This window comes from Streptomyces globisporus C-1027, from assembly GCF_000261345.2.
In the GTDB taxonomy this organism is placed as follows: domain Bacteria; phylum Actinomycetota; class Actinomycetes; order Streptomycetales; family Streptomycetaceae; genus Streptomyces; species Streptomyces pakalii.
In genome coordinates this window covers 7,209,123-7,224,981 of sequence record NZ_CP013738.1, presented here as the reverse complement: position 1 = coordinate 7,224,981, position 15,859 = coordinate 7,209,123, and the positions used below count along the sequence as shown (strand labels likewise).

The window sequence follows — 15,859 nt, the reverse complement described above, 5'->3', positions numbered from 1 at the left end:
GCCCTTCGCAGGTTTCTCGGCGCTCCGGATCAGGCGTTCGCCACCCGGTCGAGCCACTCCTTCATCAGCGCCGCCTCGGCGGTGCTCAGCCCCGCCCCGTGCTCCTTCCGCAGGAGGGCGCTCAACCGGGCCGCCGCCGTGGGGACTTCGGCGTCCGCGGGTGCGCTCGACGACTGTTCCCGCGGTGGTTCCGGCGTGAGCACCGTCGCGTACAGCGCGTCCCGCACCCGGCGGGAGACCTCGATGTCGTCGAACGTCGCCGGGCGGGACACCAGCATCAGCGCCACGCCCACGTTGGCCGACATGATCATCTGGGCGGCCAGCTCGGGGGCGACGCGTATCCGGCCCTGGGCGGCGGCCCGTTCGAGGTCCCCCGTCAGGATCCGGTGGGACTCCAGCGCCGCGGCTGGCGGCGTGCGCATCGCCGGCGAGTTCATCAGCCGGTAGAGGTTGCGGTTGTCGAGGGCGAAGGCGACGTGGCTGTCCCACCCCCGCCGCAGGTCCTCGACGGCGTCCGTCGTCTCACCGCGCTCCCACTTCGTCGCCAGGTACTTCTCGAAGCCGTGGTCGACGACGGCCGACAGCAGTCCTTCCTTGTCGCCGAAGTGCCGGTAGAGAGCCGGGGCGCCCACCTTCGCGGCCTCGCACACGGCGCGCGTGGAGATGTCGCCGTCGGGCGATTCCCTGACCAGGGTGGCGGCCACTTCCAGGATGCGTGTCCGGGTACTCGTGCTCACCGGAGGGACGCTATCAAGCGGCACGGCGGCCCTCAGACGATGCCGCCGTTGGCCCGCAGCACCTGCCCGTTGACCCAGCGGGCCGGGCCGGCGAGGAAGGAGACCACCTCGGCTATGTCCTGCGGGGTCCCCAGCCGTTCCAGCGGCGGCTGGGCGGCCATCCGTGCGACGGTCTCCTCGTCCTTGCCGTCCAGGAAGAGGGCGGTGGCGGTCGGCCCCGGAGCCACGGCGTTGACCGTGATGTCCCGGCCGCGCAGCTCCCGGGCGAGGATCAGGGTCATGGCCTCGACGGCGCCCTTGGTCGCGGCGTACGCGGTGTAGCCGGGCAGGGCCAGCGACAGCACCGAGCTGGAGAAGTTGATGATGGCCCCGCCCGCGCGCAGCCGCCGCGCCGCCTGCTGGTCGACGACGAACGTGCCCCGGATGTTGGTGCGGAGCATCCGGTCGAGAGTATCGAGTTCGAGCTCGGCCAGCGGGGCGAGTGCCATGACCCCCGCCGCGTGCACCACCACGTCGATCCCGCCGAACGCATCCTCGGCGGCATCGAAGAGAGCGGCGACCGCCACCTCGTCGGCCACGTCCGCCTGCCGGGCGATGGCCTCGCCACCCGCGGCGGCGATCGCGGCGACGGCGGCTTCGGCCTCGGTCTGGTTGCCCGCGTAGTTCACGACGACCGCGAAGCCGTCGGCGGCGAGCCGTTCGGCGCTCTCGCGGCCGATGCCCCGGGACCCTCCGGTGACCACGGCCACCCGGCGAGGGGCGGATGTCGATGCGGTTGCGGACTGATCGGTCATGGCATTGCTCCTGGCGACTGGGGTCGCGGCCGTTCCGTGAAACCCGATGAGATCAACGCTAACACCATCGCGTTATCAACGCTACCCCTCGATCGTAGCGATGCTACTGAACATCGCTACCCGCCTCCGCGCCCGCCCGCACACCACAGAACCCGCCGGATGCTCCCCGGCGGGTTCTGTGGTGTACATCAGTCACTACGTGCGCGCGTCGGCACGCGCGGGCTCAGCCCACCGCACTCGCGGTACGCGGCGCCGCCGCACGGGGGGCGGGCGTCAGAAGCCGCTCGGTGAGAAAGCCGAAGACGATGCCGAAGGTGCTCCACAGCGTCGCCTGGACCGCCAGCGTCGAGAGTCGGAACTCCCACAGCAGGGTCGCCGGGAAGTCCTTGCCCACCTCGTCGAAGGAGGGCAGGAAGGCGTAGGCGAGACCGATCAGCAGGACGAAGCCCGCGACGACCGCGATGCTCGCGTTCCAGTTGCCCAGGCGGGGTGCGAGCCGCTTGCCGATGATGACGGCGGCGACGGCCAGCAGCACACTGAGGGCGACCATCAGGAAGAACAGGGTGGTGCGCTTGCCGATGGTGTCGGGGTTGCCGACGGCGGGCGGGTTCGCCGGGTACTTGAGGAACGGTACGACGTAGACCGTGAGCAGGGCGGCGCCCGCGATCAGCGCCGCCGTGGCCCGGGGGCCGAAGTTGCCGATGCGGCCCAGGGCGTAACAGAAGACGAGGGCAGCGATTCCGCCCACCGCGACGCCGAAGACCAGGACGCCGGTGGCGAGTCCCCCGGTGGCCTGCATGGTGCGGCTGACCAACTCCTCGCCGCCGCCGTGGTCATGACTGTGGGCCTCTTCGAGGGCGATGGCCGCGTCCACCTGGGACTCGCCGAGGAAATAGGCCACGACGAGCGCGAGCGCGCCCGCGATCAGGCCCGCGAGCATGCCGCGCACGAGCAGGGCTCTGACAGATATGGGGTTCACGATGGTTTCCTGATTTCTCTTGCTTGCCGCTGCCGGGCGCGTCCGCTGATTCCCCGGCGGATGTTCTCTCCGGCGGGGCCTGGTTCCTCAGATGTCTCAGTGGCAGGGGAAGCCGAGCAGGTGGCGGCCGTCGTGAACCCACTCGTGGACGCCTTCGCCCGAGATGAGTGCGGTGGCGCCCTGTTCGGCGCCGACGAAGTACAGCAGGACGAGCATGAGAATGCCGAAGAAGACCGCCCAGGGGGCAATGGCTTTCGCCGAGATCGGAGTGATCTCGGATGTCCCCGTAGCGGAAACGGCGGACTGTGCCATGGCAGAACCTCCTGTGGGAACACGCGTCCCTGTTGTGGTGCCTCAGACGAAGGTGCCGGGTCTGACTTCCCGCCCGAAGGCGGGTTCACAGTGGCGCGACCGTGCCGGATTCTCACCGGACTTCCGTCCCACCCTCGTCATGGTCGACGAGACCATACCGCCTGTACGCAGGCGCCGCCATGGTCAAATGTGCAGCGTCACGGGGGCCGAATTCCTTGGGGCGACAGGGCTGCGGGGCCACTGGTGCCGGATTGAAAGCAGGGACATGACAGTACGGGTGATGTTGATCTCACCGGCGATGAACGCGGCGCTGCGGGAGGCGCGCTTCGACGGCGACTCCCCCCTGGACCGGTCCGGCCGGGAGAGTGCGCGGGCCGCCGCCGGTACGGTGCCGACGGCCGGGCTGGTACTCAGCGGCCCCTCCGGCCAGTGCCGCGAAACCGCTGAGGCCCTCGGCCTGACGGCCCGGACCGAACCGGCCCTGGGGGGCTGGGACCTGGCGGACTGGGCCGGCCGCCGCCTCGACGAGGTGGCCGCCGCCGAACCCGCGGGGGTGGCGGCCTGGCTCGGCGACCCGTCGGCGGCTCCGCACGGCGGCGAGTCGCTGTGCGACCTGGTGACCAGGACCGGGGCGTGGCTGGACTCCCTCGGGGGGCCGGACGCACCCGGCGCTCGTTTCCTGGTGGTGGCCGAGGCCGCCGTCGTCCGGGCGGCGGTCGTCCACGGCCTGCGCCTGCCGGCGGAGGCGTTCTGGCGGCTGGACGTCGCCCCGCTGATGCTGACCGAACTCAGCGGGCGCTCCGGCCGGTGGAACGTGGGGCTCGGGCGCCCGCTCACCGCTCCCCCGGCCGGCTGACCGGCACGGCCCGGCGCTCACCGGCCGGCCACCACAGCCCACCGCTCCTCACGGCCGACCGGCCGTCACATTCCTTTGCTCTCCCGCCAGTCGGGCCGGACCAGCACCGCCGTGGCGACGATGTCGCCCTCGACCCGCCAACGCCCGTGCAGCGTCGTGGGCAGGGCCGGATCGGTGAGCAGCAGACGGGCGGCGAAGGTGCCCTCGGCGGCGGTGGGGCCCTGAGACCCATGGTCGCTCCCCGGACCGTCGGTGCGATGGAACGTCAGATCGGCCTGGTCGAAGTCGAGTTCGACACCGGTGACCGGATACCAGGTCTTGAAGACGCTCTCCTTGGCGCTGAACAGGATGCGGTCCCAGTGGATCTCGCCCGTCCCCTCCGGCGCGGGCGGACCGATCCGCTCGCGCTCGGCGGGCAGGGCCACCAACTCCCGCACCCCGGTGGGGAGCGGGGCATGCGGCTCGGCGTCGATGCCCAGCGACAGCACGTCCGTCGCACGGGCCAGCGCGGCTGCCCGGTAGCCGACGCAGTGGGTGAGCGTGCCGACGATTCCCTCGGGCCACAGAGGTCTCCCCCGGTGACCGTGGAGTACGGCCGCGGGCGGCAGGCCGAGTCCGGCCATGGCGCGCCGGGCACAGGCGCGGGCCGTCGCGAAATCGTTCCTGCGTTTGGCCACGCTCTTGGCCATCAGCGCCTCCTCCTCGGGGAAGAGGGCTCCGTCAGGGACGGTCTCCGCGCGGGTGGACGCCGAGGAGACGTCGGCGGGCAGCAGCAGCTCGATCACGAGGTGCCTCCGGGGGTGCGCGGATGTGCGGACGGTCCGGCCCCGGTCCGTTCCGGTGGGGCGGGCTCACCCTCGTACGGGAGGATCTGCCGCAGCAGGCCGCGCGGGTGGCCCCGCTCGCGCCATTCCCGGGGGTAGCCGATGGAGACCTCCTCGAAGCGCACTCCGTCGTACCAGGTCGTACGGGGGATGTGGAGGTGGCCGTAGACGACTGCGGCGACGTTGAAGCGGCGGTGCCAGTCGGCGGTCAGTTCGGTGCCGCACCACTGGGCGAACTCCGGGTACCACATCACCGACGTGGGTTCCCGGACGAGCGGCCAGTGTCCGGCGAGGACGAGGGGTATCTGCGGGTCGTGCTCCGCGAGCCGGCGGCCCGTCTCGGCGACCCGGGCGCGGCACCAGTCCTCCCGGGTCGGATAGGGGTCGGGGTGCAGGAGGTACTCGTCGTTGCAGACGATGCCGCTCTGGTGCGCCACGGCGAGCGACTCCTCCTTCGTGTGCGTTCCCGGGGCGCGGAAGGTGTAGTCGTACAGGAGGAAGAGCGGCGCGATCGCCACCGGCCCTTCGGGGCCCGGCCAGAGCGGGAAGGGGTCCTCCGGAGTCGTCACTCCGAGCTCCCGGCACAGCTCGACGAGATGGTCGTAGCGGGCCTGCCCGCGCAGTTGGACCGGATCCTTGGACACGGTCCACAGCTCGTGGTTGCCGGGGGTCCAGATCACCTGGGCGAAGCGTTCCGCGAGGAGCCCGAGCGCCCATCGGATGTCCTCGGGCCGCTCCGCCACATCGCCCGCGACGATCAGCCAGTCCGCGTCGGACGTCGGCTGCAGGGACTCGACGATCGGCCGGTTGTCGCTCACCGCCGCGTGCAGGTCGCTCACGGCCAGCAGACGGCCCCGGCCCGGCTGCGGGGATGGGTCGCCGGGGGCCGGTGCGGCGGCGGGTGCACCGTGCGGTGCCGGGTCGCTCGGAGGAGTCATGGGCGCTGGGTTCCTGATCTGTCGGCGGTCGTCCGGCTCCGTCCGCACGGTGGGGAGCCCCTGGGAACGTAGCCTCTCACGCTCCCCTCCAGGATCTCCCGGGGGTTTCGGACGCGGCCGCGTCGGCTGCCGGGAGTTCTGTCGTACGGGCGCCGCGCCGTCAGTCGTCCTGTGTGCGGCGGGAGTTCAGTTCGTTCACCGCTCCGAGCGCGTCGCCGATCGTCGTGTAGTCGACGGCGATGAAGGTGACCGGGCTGCCGCGCTCCGCCTCACAGGCCCGGGTCCGCTCCAGGACCCAGTCGCGGGCGTTGACACGGCCGGCGTCCAGGCGGCTGCCACCGGCGTTCGTGATGAAGTGGTTGAGCAGGAAGAGCTGCTTGCCCGTGCCGCCCCGGTAGGGGGCGCAGGTCATCTCCGAGGGGCTCCGGAAGGCGAACGGGGTCTCCATGCCGTACCGGTAGAAGTTGCGGTACCAGGGGGCCGGGCCGTCGGCCTTCTCGGCGAACACCACCAGCCTGCGGCCGCTGTCGATCATCTCCCCCAGAGTGGGCCACGGGGCGTCCGGGTCCGCGTCGGGGGTGTGCAGGAGGTCGTCCAGGCCGGCCGCGTGGAACGCCTTCTCGGTGTCCTCGGGGCTGATGTCGTCCTGGACGATGAGCGTCACGATCTCGGTGGGGTGGGCGCGTAGCCAGTCGCCGATGTCCTCCAGGGCCGGGACCAGTTCGATGGCCCCGGCGCGGCAGACGCCGTGGCAGAGCCACAGGCCCTCGCGCGGCGGGTTGGCCTTGTCGATGGCACCGGTGATCAGGCGGCGCTGCTCGGGGGTGAATTCGGGGGAGTCGAGCCGGGCGGCGATGTCCTGGGGGCTCTCCCAGCGGTACGTGTCGAGCTGGAGGGCCCGGACCCCCGTGTTGAGCTGGGTGGTGATGTCGGGGTCCTGCAGCGGGCCGATGAACCGGTCGGCGGTGGTGGACATGGCGTTGTGCGAGGTGAGGTAGGCGGCCTCGTCGTAGCGCAGGTCGCACAGGCGGCCGCTGCCCAGGCACTGGCGGGGTGCGGACGGGCCGAACACGGGTGGCACGACCAGGACGCCGGCCAGTGCGGCACAGGCCACGCCCGCCGCCGTCGTCCGCACGGCCGTCGGGGTCGGCGTCGGCATCCGGTCGGGGCGCACCAGCAGCACCCAGCCCGCACCCGTGAGGAGTACGCCGCCGACGAGGGCCGCGAGCGCGGCGCCGAGACCGGTGGTCACCGCCTGGTTCACGGCGTTGCGCTGGAGGTCGTCGACGAGTGAGCTGACGCTCGGGGCCCACGAGGAGGGTGGGGTGAACAGGCGCCCGCCGGTGATCAGCCGGGCGAGGAGCACGGCCGCGCCGGTCAGAACGCCCGCGCAGGCGAGCGCCTGACCCAGCCGCATCAGCCTGCGGGCCGGGGTGGCGGGGCCGGTGAACCAGAGGGTCACGAGGGCGGCGAGCGCGAGGGTGAGGGCGAGGACCTGGAGCAGGGTCAGGAGCCTGATGGTGTCACGGGCCTCTTCCAGGGCGGTGAGGTCCGCCCCGGCGGCGGTCAGGGTGCCGGTGAGGTCCCACGTACCGTCCTGGAGGGTGGTCCGGAGGTCCGCGGCCGCGCTGCGGGAGCCGTCGGAGAGCGCGGCGGCGGCGGTGGCGGCGATCGCGGTCGACACGTCCCCCTCACCCAGCGCCACCTCGATCTCGGGGCGCAGCGCCGTCCGCTGCTGCTCCGGTACGGCGGTGAGGAGGGCGTCGGCGGCGCGGTCGGCCTGGTCCTCGGTGAGCGGCAGCCTGGGCAGCTCGGGAGCCCGGCCCTCCCTGAGGTCGTCGAGCCCCACGGCCAGGTCGGCGGAGAACCGTTCGAAGTCCGGCTGGTCCCGGCCCTGGACATTGGCCACCAGGTCGCCGAAGTAGACGCGTGCGAGATCGGCGAGGTTCTCCAGCACCGGGGCCAGGTCGACGGTCAGCCGGAGCTCGTCGCGGTCGCCGCGCAGATAGCCGGTCACCGCCTCGATCTGCTGGTCGGTCAGCGCCCGGACCGTGGCGGGCGGCAGCACGACCTTGATGTTCGACGTCACCAGCGCCTCGGGCACGGGCAGCTGGGCGAGCAGATCGCGGGTGACGGGCGAGATCTCCGGGTCGACGAGCACCTCGCCGTAGAGGCGGTCGTAAGCCGACTCCTCGTCCAGCACCGCCTGGTAGAAGCCGGGTGAGGCGACCGTGGAGCGGACGGTCGCGGTCAGCGCGACGGTACTCACGCACAGGACGGCGAGGAGGAAGGCGAGCACCGGCACGAGGCGGCCGGACCGGCGCGGGGGCGTAGGGCCCCGGACGGGCCCGAGCGGGTTCGCGATCGGTTCGGCGCTCACCCACCCAGCCTATGCGGAATATCAGCTTTTATGCATGAATGATGAGAATCAGGAGCTGAGGAGCCCGCTGTGCACCCCGTCCACCTGGCCGTGTTGATGACGAGTCACGACCGCCGCGCGCGGACGCTGTCCGCGCTGCGCGCCCTCGAGGAGCAGCGCGGGCTCCCCGCCTGGACGACGCTGGGTGTGCATCTGGTGGACACCGGCAGCACCGACGGTACGCCGGAGGCGGTGCGGCTGCGCCATCCGGCGGTGGAGGTCATGTCGGTGGACGCGGACGTCTCCCGCAACCAGGCGCTGCGCATCGCGAGCCGGAACAGCCGCAGCGGCGGCGGGGGCGGCGGCCCGCTCGGCGGTACCCCGGGCGGCCCGAGCCACGCGTGGACCCATCAGCTGTGGCTCGACGACGGCGTGGAACTGTTCCGGGACACCCTCGCGACGCTGTTGCGCGCCTCGGAAGCGGCCGGTTCCGAGGCGGTCGTCGTCGGCGCGGTGCGCAACGCGTACGGGGACACGGTGTACTCCGGACGGCGGGGCCGGTCCCTGACGCTCGTCGAACCCGGCGCGCACCGGCCCGAGCGCTGCGACACGTACGACGGACGAGTGGTCCTGGTGCCCCGTGCCGTGTACGACCTCGTCGGCGACCCCGACAAGGTCTTCCGCCACCGGATGGGCGACTATGACCACGGCCGGCGCGCACGGCGGGCCGGAGTGGCCGCGTTCGTCGCACCGGGCCATGCCGGTGAGTGCGTGGACGGGTCGGCGGCTCCGGCAAGCCGGGAGCCGGGGATCGGCGTCCGGGAGGCGCTGCGCCGGGTGACCTCCGTGCGGGAGCTGCCGCCGCGCCAGTGGTGGGTGTACTGCCTGCGGCACACCTGGCCGTGGGCGCCGTATCTGATGGTCTCCCCGTACGCGCGCACCGCGGCCCGCGCGACGGTCGGACGGCTGCGGGGGTGATCGGGGCCGGGCGCTGTCAGCCCCGTTCGGCCGCGGCCGCGGCGGCTTCGGCCGCGGGGCGGCCGGTGGGCGGAGGCGGGACGGTGGGGTGCCCCGCTGCGGTCCTGGCGGCGGGGGCGCCCTGGCCCTGAGCCGAGGCCTTGGCGCCCGGTGCCGAGGCCGCGGCGGGAATCGCGGCGCCGACGCCGGACGTCTGGGTGCGTCGGGCTGCGGCCGTACGAGAGGAGCCCGTACGGGGCGGGGCCGTGCGGGGCGGGGCGTACGCCGGGATCCTCAGCAGGGCGAACACCGCGGCCGCCGTCCCCGCGAGGGGCAGGAGGAGGAACGCGGGGTGCAGCAGGTCCGCGTACACCAGGGTCCCGGTCGCCACCGGCACCGCAGCCCACAGCGTGGTCAGGACCGCGGCGCCCGGCACGGTGACACGGACCCGGCGCAGGCGGTGCGCGATGTGGTCGTCCGTGTCACGCAGCGGGGAACGTGCCGCGCGGCGGCGGGAGATCAGGACGAGGGCGCTGTCGGCGAGGGCCACCGTGGCCAGGGCCGGCAGCGCGGCCCACGCGGCGCGGCCCGACGGCGCGGCCGCCTGGATCAGCGCGCCGGAGGCGGCCAGGGCGAATCCGGTGAACTGCGCACCGGCCGCGCCGAGCCGGAGGCGTGCGGGGTGCCAGGTGTGGAGCAGGAAGCCGGCGAGGCCCGCCACCAGGGTCGTCGGCAGCAGCGCGAGAGCGGGGGCTCCGCCGACGAGGGCGCACGTGAGCAGTCCGGCGGCGGTGACCAGTCCGACGGCGGTGAGCAGCCCGTCGGCGTGGTCGAGCAGGACGAAGGCGTTGGTGACGAGGACGATCCAGAGCGCGGCCAGGACACCCGACGCCGGTGGGAGCCCGGCCAGGCAGACGACGAGGGTCGCGGCGGCGATCTGGACGCCGAGGCGCAGGGCGGTCCGCAGCGGCTTCAGATCGTGGACGAGACCGAGGGCCGCCACGATCCCGGCCCCGGCGAGCAGCCCTCCTACGGAGCCCGCCGCGTCGTCCGCCGCACCGAGCCACAGGGCCACGCCGGTCGCCGTACCGACGCCGAGCACGGCCGTCGCGCCGCCCGTCCTGCGCAGTGCCTCGGCCCGTGGCGCACGCCCGCCCGGTTCGTTCGGGACGTGCGGGCGGAGCGCAACGCGGCGGGCACTCTTGGCGAGTGCGACCGTGATGAACAGCGCGGCCACACCGGAGGCGATGATCCCCAGCACGTTCACCTGCCCTGCCTTTCCTCGTTCATGACCTGCCGCCCGACCCCCTGCCGGTGGCGGGTCGGGGGACACAGGACGCCACCCGGGTGGCGTTTCTCCCCAACCTACGGGCCAATGCCCCGATTCACCCTAAATAACACGAAAAGGGCGACGCATTGTTCTGCCACCCGCTCGCGGGGCGACGCGCGCCGACCGGCCGACGGAGCTCAACGAGCTTCGGCACGAGCGGAGTTGGGAAGCACTGCGGGTGGAGGGGCCGTCAGCCCCCGGGGCGCCGTTCGGCGTTGCGCTCGGCGGCGGCGTGCCGCCAGGGCGGCGGGGAGGGCGCGGTGATCACCGAGGTGGGCTGATCGGGGTGCAGACCCAGGGTGCGCAGCGCGTCGGCGTCGACCCGGACGGTGTACCGGCCGCGCCAGTGCCCGTCCGCGCCGATGCGGCAGGCGAGATCGCAGTGGATCAGCTCCCCGGCGAAGGACATCCAGTCGATGCCGCGGTCACGCAGTCAAGCGCGGAGGGCCGCCGGGGGCCGCTGGCAGCCCGGCAGGTTCTCGTACGACACGACGGTCACCCACGCGGCGGCCGTCCCGCTTCCCCTCGTCTCCGTACCCATGGCGTCGAGCGTAGCGTCACACCTCGGCGCGGGTGTCCCGGCCGTCCACGAAGGTCCGGACGATCTCGATATCCCCGATCCGGGAGGGGTCCACGCGGTGCGGGTCGTCGCCCAGCACCACCAGGTCGGCACGCATTCCCGGCGCGAGGGCGCCCGCCGTGTCCTCCCAGCGGCAGGCGTGGGCTCCGGCGACCGTGTAGGCACGCAGCGCCTCGTCGACGGTGACGGCCTCGTCCGGGCCCACGAGACGGCCCGAGACGGAGGCGCGTTCGACCATGAACTGGATCGCGCGCAGGGGCGCGCCGTCCGTGACGGGGCGGTCCGAGCTGCCGACGAGCGCGACGCCGTGGTCCAGGAAGCCCCTCCCCCGGTACATCCAGCCGGCCCGCTCCTGGCCCATCACGGTCGCGTAGTCGTCGCCGAAGTAGCGCAGGAAGTTGGGCTGGACCACCGCGCTCACACCCAGCGCGGCGAACCGGGGCAGCTGGTCGGGACGGATCAGCCCGGCGTGCTCGATCCGGTGGCGCGCGTCCGGGCGGGGCCGCAGCTTCTGCGCCCGCTCCAGGGCGTCCAGGGCGAGGTCGGCGGCGCGGTCGCCGATGGCGTGGACGGCGAGCTGCCAGCCGGCGAGGTGGCCGTCCACGATCAGGGCGGTGAGGCGTTCCGGGTCGTCCTGGAAGCGGCCGACGTTGTCGCCCGTCCCCTCGTACGGGGAGGTGAGCGCCGCCGTACGGGCCATCATCCCGCCGTCGGTGTAGATCTTGAGCGCGCCGAGCGACAGCCAGTCGTCACCGAATCCGGTGCGCAGGCCGAGGTCCAGGGCCTGGGTGAACCCGTCGTCGGCGTGTGCCGCGCGGGGGCGCAGGGTGTCGCCGGAGGCCATGAGCTGGACCCGCACGGGCAGCCGGCCGCGGTCCCGGAGCAGTTGGTAGGCGCCCAGTTCGACGGGGCTGTGGCCGAGGAGTCCGCCGCCGATGCCCGCCTCCGCGCAGGCGGTGATCCCCTCGTCCAGGCAGGCGCGGGCGGCGAGCTCGATCGCGTCGGCCAGCTCCTCCTGGGAGTACGGGAGCCGGAGCCGGCGTGCGGTGGTCATGGCGCTCTCGGCGAGGAAGCCGTCCTCGTGCGGGGTCCCGTCCGGCAGCAGGTCCAGCACCGCGGTGTTGACGACGCAGGCGTGCCCGGAGTCGTGCATCAGGAAGACCTTGCGGCCGTGGCTGACCCGGTCCAGTTCGGCGGCGGTCAGATGCCGGCCCAGGGCCCGCTGGTCATATCCGGCCACGTCCACCCAGGCGCCGGGAGGGGCGGGCCGCCGGGCCGCCGTGTCCACCACGGCGAGGATGTCCTCGATCCGTTCGCACGGGGCGACGCTCGGCGTGCCGGCCTTCAACCCGGCCCAGGCGAGGTGGACATGGCTGTCGATGAAGCCGGGCAGCACGGTCGCCCCGCCCAGGTCGACGGTCTCGCGGGCGGGCAGGGAGGTCACGGCGTCGTCCACGCCGACGATCCGGCCGCGCCATATCCCCAGGTCGTGGGCGACGGGGTGGCGGGGGTCCATCGTGAGGAAGCGCGCGTTCGTCAGCCTCGTACAGAGCATGGGAGGTCCCTCCCCGTCGCGTTCGGACCCACGGCGCGCGGCCGGAGAGCGGGCCGGGTCAAGTTAACCCGCTCGCCCCTGCCTGTCGACGTCAGGGTGTGTTTCCAGCCGTGATCGGCTGTCAACCTCGCTGTGAATCATGGGCCGTTGTGATCTTAGGTAAGCCTTGCTTTACTGAAGCGCCGGTCATCGCTCTCCAAGGAGGCACCTTCATGCGGGTCGTCATGTTCGGATACCAGACCTGGGGCCATCGCACCCTGCAAGCCCTGCTGGACTCCGAGCACGACGTGGTGACCGTCGTGACCCATCCCCGGAGCGAGCACGCCTACGAGAAGATCTGGAGCGACTCGGTCGCCGACCTCGCGGAGAAGCACGGCGTCCCCGTGATCATCCGCAATCGGCCGGACGACGAACTCGTCGACCAGCTGCGGGAAGTGGCCCCGGACATCATCGTGGCCAACAACTGGCGGACGTGGATGCCGCCGGAGATCTTCACACTGCCGGTCCATGGCACGCTCAACATCCATGACTCGCTGCTGCCCGCCTACGCGGGCTTCTCGCCGCTGATCTGGGCGCTCATCAACGGCGAGCCGGAGGTCGGCGTCACGGCCCACATGATGGACGAGGAGCTGGACGCCGGTGACATCGTCGTCCAGCGGGCGGTGCCCGTGGGACCGACGGACACGGCGACCGACCTCTTCCACAGCACGGTCGATCTGATCGCGCCGGTCACCGTCGAGGCCCTCGGGCTGATCGCCTCCGGGCAGAAGGAGTTCACCCCGCAGGACCGGTCGAGGGCGAGCTTCTTCCACAAGCGCGCCGAGGAGGACATCCGCATCGACTGGAACTGGCCGGCCGAGGACCTGGAGCGCCTGGTCCGCGCCCAGTCGGCCCCGTACCCGGCCGCCTTCACGTACCACCGGGGGCAGCGGATCGAAGTCGTCTCGGCCGTCGTGTCCGAGGGCCGCTACGGCGGCACCCCGGGCCGCGTCTTCTACCGCGAGGGTGACGGTGTCGTGATCGTCGCCGGAGCCGACGCCCGCACCGGCCGCAACCACGGCCTGGCGATCACCCGCGTTCGGACCGAAGACGGCCGCGAGCTGCCCGCGACCGAGTACTTCACCTCGATGGGCGGATATCTCACCGGCCGCCCCTGACGATCGGGACCACCCCATATGCGTACCGCACGTGCCCGGCACTACCTCATGTGCCGGCCCACCTACTTCGACGTGGTCTACTCCATCAACCCGTGGATGGACCCGGCGAAGCCCGTCGACACTCCGCTGGCCATCGCCCAGTGGGAGCGGCTGCGCGAGGTCTACCTGAGCCTCGGGCACACCGTCGACACGATCGACCCCGTCCCCTCCCTTCCCGACATGGTCTTCGCGGCCAACGGTGCCACGGTCGTCGACGGACGGGCCCTCGTGGCCCGGTTCCGCGACGCCGAGCGCATCGCCGAAGGCCCCGCCTACCACAACTGGCTGCGCGACAACGGCTTTCCGGAGCTGCGTACGGCCGCCTTCGTCAACGAGGGAGAGGGCGACTATCTCCTGGCGGGCGACTGGCTGCTGGCGGGCACCGGCTTCCGCAGCGACCCCCGCTCGCACGACGAGGCACAGGAGTACTTCGGACGCCCGGTGATCGGGCTGACCCTGGTCGATCCCGACTACTACCACCTGGACACCGCCCTGACCGTGCTCGACGAGAAGACGGTCGCCTACTACCCGGCGGCCTTCTCCCCCGGCAGCCGGTCCGTGCTGGAGCGGCTGTTCCCCGACGCACTCCTCGCCACCCCCGCCGACGCCGAGGTGTTCGGGCTGAACGCGACGTCGGACGGGTACAACGTGGTCCTTCCGCAGAACGCCACGGAGCTGGCCGCGCAGTTGGGTGAGCGCGGGTTCAACCCGATCGGGGTGGACCTCTCGGAGCTGCTCAAGGCGGGCGGTAGCGTCAAGTGCTGCACCCTGGAGCTGCGCCGGGACGCCTGACGCACGAACGGACGTCCTCCCCGCGGAATTTCCGTGGGGAGGCCGTCGGCGCGCCGTTAGCGTGGGGCGCATGACCACCGAGCCGAGGACCTTTCCTCCCCGACCCCTGCGCGGCGTCAAGGCCGCGTACATCCGGCAGGCGGGCTGCCCGTCGTCCGTTGCCATCACCGTGTCGGACTTTGAACCCTGGCAGCAGGGCGTGGAGTTCGAGGTGGCGGACACGAGCGCGGCGCCGGGCTGGTCGGCCGGTGAGGTCTCGGAACTGCACGAGGCGTTCGGCTCCGGCGTCCGCGAGGAGCTGGCGGCCCTGGCCCCCGGAACGACAGTGGCCGTCACGGTCGTCCTGCGGTCCATCAAGGTGCACGAGGTGGACTCCCACCCCCTGGCGTTCCGCCACGCGGGACGGCTCGCCGTGCGCAACGCGCTGGTCGAGGCGTACGGTCCGCCGCCGCATCCCCGGCGGGACCGGGCCTGACCCTCAGCGGCGGTCCGGCACCCGGCGCAGGGTGCGGATCGGGCGGGCGGCATCATGGCCCAGCTGAGCAGGCCGGCGCTGCGGGCGACGAAGTAGTACCGGAAGTTACGGGACCAGATGGGCGGGCTCGCCCGGCGACGGCGGCGGCCCGCCGGAGCCGTCCCGGGCGGGCGGCGACGCGACCGCTGTGGCGTGCTCTGCTCGATGTTCTTCCACCGTCGTTCCATCCTTCGGTCACTCGTGCCGGTGCATGCGCGCAACTCCCGTGGCTGGGCACAGGGAAGGGCTGCGGTGCGGCCAACCGTACGGCTGGGGCCTGTTCGGGCTCCTGCAGCCGGACCAGAGCAGGCGGAGGCGTCCGGGAGGCCGAACCCGCTTGAGAGGAGGGGAGTTGACCTGCTGTTCTTCCGCACTTCGCCGGGCTGGGCGCGGGAACCGGCAGAAGGGGCGTAACTGCCGGAGCAGTTGTCCCGCCCGTTGTCGCGCCGGGCGGGACCGCGAGCCCGGGAGAGCACGAGCCGCCTTCGGGCGGTGTGCTCCTCGTCCGTGCCGGTCAGCTCGCGGGCGTACGCGCGCAGCAGGACGTCCAGCCCGAAACGGCCCGCCCTATCCCGCACCAGATGGGTGTCCGCGAGGAACGCCAGAAGTGCTTACGACACGGCCGGGGTTGTGCCCGCGAGCGCTGCGGCGGCGTCCACGGTGAGGTCGGGTCCGGGCAGTTGGCCGAGGAGCCGGAACATCCGCCGGGCTTCGTCGGGAAGCGTGCGGTAGGACAGCTCGAAGGCGGACCGTACGGTGGGACGCCGGTCCCCCTCGATGCGCAGCCGGTCGAGGATGCCGTCGCCCGTGCCCGCCAGCTCGGCGCTGTGCGCGGCGATGCTCGCGTTGCGGGCCACGAGATTGGCTCCGGTGATCCTGATCGCCAGCGGCAGGCCGCCGCAGAGCTCCACGAGCCTGCGGGCCGCCGTCTCTTCGGCCGCGACGTTGCAGGATCCGGCGATGCTGCCCAGCAGTTGGCGGCCCTCGTCCGGGTCGAGCACGTCCAGGGCGATGCGGCGCGCCCCGTCGGACGAGACCAGCCCGGCGAGCCGGCTGCGGCTGGTGATGACGACCGTGCAGCCCCGGGCGCCGGGGAGGAGCGGCCGGACCTGCTCGGCGTCGCGCACGTTGTCCAG

15 protein-coding genes, 1 pseudogene and 1 riboswitch are annotated in these 15,859 nt (G+C 72.6%); of the genes and pseudogenes, 5 read left to right on the top strand and 11 right to left on the bottom strand.

All coding sequences use genetic code 11. The features are described 5' to 3' along the window. Positions 1-29: 29 nt before the first annotated feature. From WQO_RS31900 to WQO_RS31885, 4 genes are all read right to left on the bottom strand, one after another. Positions 30-737 (bottom strand): TetR/AcrR family transcriptional regulator, encoded by a 708-nt coding sequence (locus WQO_RS31900; protein WP_029182139.1) that lies wholly within the window; start codon positions 735-737, stop codon positions 30-32. A gap of 32 nt (positions 738-769) precedes the next feature. After that, positions 770-1,531 (bottom strand): SDR family oxidoreductase, encoded by a 762-nt coding sequence (locus tag WQO_RS31895; protein WP_010059001.1) that lies wholly within the window; start codon positions 1,529-1,531, stop codon positions 770-772. A 223-nt stretch (positions 1,532-1,754) separates the two neighbouring features. Continuing rightward, positions 1,755-2,510 carry a CbtA family protein gene (locus tag WQO_RS31890; protein WP_029182138.1) on the bottom strand — a complete coding sequence of 252 codons (756 nt, stop codon included), beginning with the start codon at positions 2,508-2,510 and terminating at the stop codon, positions 1,755-1,757. A 96-nt stretch (positions 2,511-2,606) separates the two neighbouring features. Further along, positions 2,607-2,822, bottom strand: a complete 216-nt coding sequence (locus WQO_RS31885) for a CbtB domain-containing protein (RefSeq protein WP_010058999.1) — start codon at positions 2,820-2,822, stop codon at positions 2,607-2,609. Positions 2,823-2,867: 45 nt separating this feature from the next. After that, positions 2,868-2,961, bottom strand: a riboswitch (adenosylcobalamin (AdoCbl) riboswitch). A gap of 126 nt (positions 2,962-3,087) precedes the next feature. Between WQO_RS31885 and WQO_RS31880 the strand changes: the two genes are divergently transcribed. After that, positions 3,088-3,678, top strand: coding sequence for a histidine phosphatase family protein (locus WQO_RS31880; RefSeq protein ID WP_029182137.1), 591 nt, complete (start codon positions 3,088-3,090; stop codon positions 3,676-3,678). Positions 3,679-3,743: 65 nt separating this feature from the next. On the opposite strand, the gene WQO_RS31875 is transcribed toward WQO_RS31880, so the two are convergent. From WQO_RS31875 to WQO_RS31865, 3 genes are all read right to left on the bottom strand, one after another. Further along, a complete protein-coding gene (locus tag WQO_RS31875) occupies positions 3,744-4,463 on the bottom strand; it encodes a 4'-phosphopantetheinyl transferase family protein (protein WP_010058997.1) in 720 nt (239 codons plus the stop codon). Further along, positions 4,460-5,440, bottom strand: a complete 981-nt coding sequence (locus WQO_RS31870) for a metallophosphoesterase family protein (protein ID WP_010058996.1) — start codon at positions 5,438-5,440, stop codon at positions 4,460-4,462. The genes WQO_RS31875 and WQO_RS31870 overlap by 4 nt, the downstream gene beginning before the upstream one ends. A gap of 160 nt (positions 5,441-5,600) precedes the next feature. Further along, the gene (locus WQO_RS31865) at positions 5,601-7,820 is read right to left on the bottom strand and encodes a phosphoinositide-specific phospholipase C-related protein (protein ID WP_010058994.1); all 2,220 of its coding nucleotides are present in this window, start codon (positions 7,818-7,820) and stop codon (positions 5,601-5,603) included. A 69-nt stretch (positions 7,821-7,889) separates the two neighbouring features. Here WQO_RS31865 and WQO_RS31860 point away from each other — a divergent pair, with 69 nt between their 5' ends. Then, complete coding sequence (locus WQO_RS31860) at positions 7,890-8,777, top strand: glycosyltransferase family 2 protein (protein WP_010058991.1); 888 nt, start codon at positions 7,890-7,892, stop codon at positions 8,775-8,777. Positions 8,778-8,793: 16 nt separating this feature from the next. Here the strand turns inward: WQO_RS31860 and WQO_RS37210 are convergent, their stop codons facing one another. The 3 genes from WQO_RS37210 to WQO_RS31845 form a co-directional block, all read right to left on the bottom strand. Continuing rightward, positions 8,794-10,023, bottom strand: coding sequence for an MraY family glycosyltransferase (locus WQO_RS37210; protein ID WP_010058989.1), 1,230 nt, complete (start codon positions 10,021-10,023; stop codon positions 8,794-8,796). 253 nt (positions 10,024-10,276) lie between these two features. Beyond that, positions 10,277-10,495: a hypothetical protein gene (locus WQO_RS31850; protein WP_010058988.1), complete on the bottom strand. Its 219-nt coding sequence runs from the start codon at positions 10,493-10,495 to the stop codon at positions 10,277-10,279. Positions 10,496-10,643: 148 nt separating this feature from the next. Beyond that, entirely contained in the window at positions 10,644-12,221 is a 1,578-nt protein-coding gene (locus WQO_RS31845; RefSeq protein ID WP_010058987.1) for an amidohydrolase, read from the bottom strand. 212 nt (positions 12,222-12,433) lie between these two features. On the opposite strand from WQO_RS31845, the gene WQO_RS31840 reads away from it, so the two are divergent. The 3 genes from WQO_RS31840 (at position 12,434) to WQO_RS31830 (ending at position 14,684) form a co-directional block, all read left to right on the top strand. Next, positions 12,434-13,378, top strand: a complete 945-nt coding sequence (locus tag WQO_RS31840; protein ID WP_010058986.1) for a methionyl-tRNA formyltransferase — start codon at positions 12,434-12,436, stop codon at positions 13,376-13,378. Between the two features lie 18 nt (positions 13,379-13,396). Then, positions 13,397-14,209, top strand: a complete 813-nt coding sequence (gene ddaH / locus WQO_RS31835; protein WP_010058985.1) for a dimethylargininase — start codon at positions 13,397-13,399, stop codon at positions 14,207-14,209. Between the two features lie 70 nt (positions 14,210-14,279). Next, positions 14,280-14,684, top strand: coding sequence for a hypothetical protein (locus WQO_RS31830; protein WP_237274186.1), 405 nt, complete (start codon positions 14,280-14,282; stop codon positions 14,682-14,684). A 650-nt stretch (positions 14,685-15,334) separates the two neighbouring features. Here WQO_RS31830 and WQO_RS37010 read toward each other — a convergent pair. After that, a pseudogene (locus tag WQO_RS37010) lies at positions 15,335-15,859 on the bottom strand (BTAD domain-containing putative transcriptional regulator); the annotation flags it as partial.

Excerpts from the sequence above, each read along its gene's own strand:
- WQO_RS31895 (WP_010059001.1), bottom strand. The coding sequence starts at position 1,531 with ATGACCGATCAGTCCGCAACCGCATCGACATCCGCCCCTCGCCGGGTG.
- WQO_RS31885 (WP_010058999.1), bottom strand. The coding sequence starts at position 2,822 with ATGGCACAGTCCGCCGTTTCCGCTACGGGGACATCCGAGATCACTCCG.
- WQO_RS31880 (WP_029182137.1), top strand. The coding sequence starts at position 3,088 with ATGACAGTACGGGTGATGTTGATCTCACCGGCGATGAACGCGGCGCTG.
- WQO_RS31870 (WP_010058996.1), bottom strand. The coding sequence starts at position 5,440 with ATGACTCCTCCGAGCGACCCGGCACCGCACGGTGCACCCGCCGCCGCA.
- WQO_RS31850 (WP_010058988.1), bottom strand. The coding sequence starts at position 10,495 with ATGTCCTTCGCCGGGGAGCTGATCCACTGCGATCTCGCCTGCCGCATC.
- WQO_RS31845 (WP_010058987.1), bottom strand. The coding sequence starts at position 12,221 with ATGCTCTGTACGAGGCTGACGAACGCGCGCTTCCTCACGATGGACCCC.
- WQO_RS31840 (WP_010058986.1), top strand. The coding sequence starts at position 12,434 with ATGCGGGTCGTCATGTTCGGATACCAGACCTGGGGCCATCGCACCCTG.
- ddaH (WP_010058985.1), top strand. The coding sequence starts at position 13,397 with ATGCGTACCGCACGTGCCCGGCACTACCTCATGTGCCGGCCCACCTAC.
- WQO_RS31830 (WP_237274186.1), top strand. The coding sequence starts at position 14,280 with ATGACCACCGAGCCGAGGACCTTTCCTCCCCGACCCCTGCGCGGCGTC.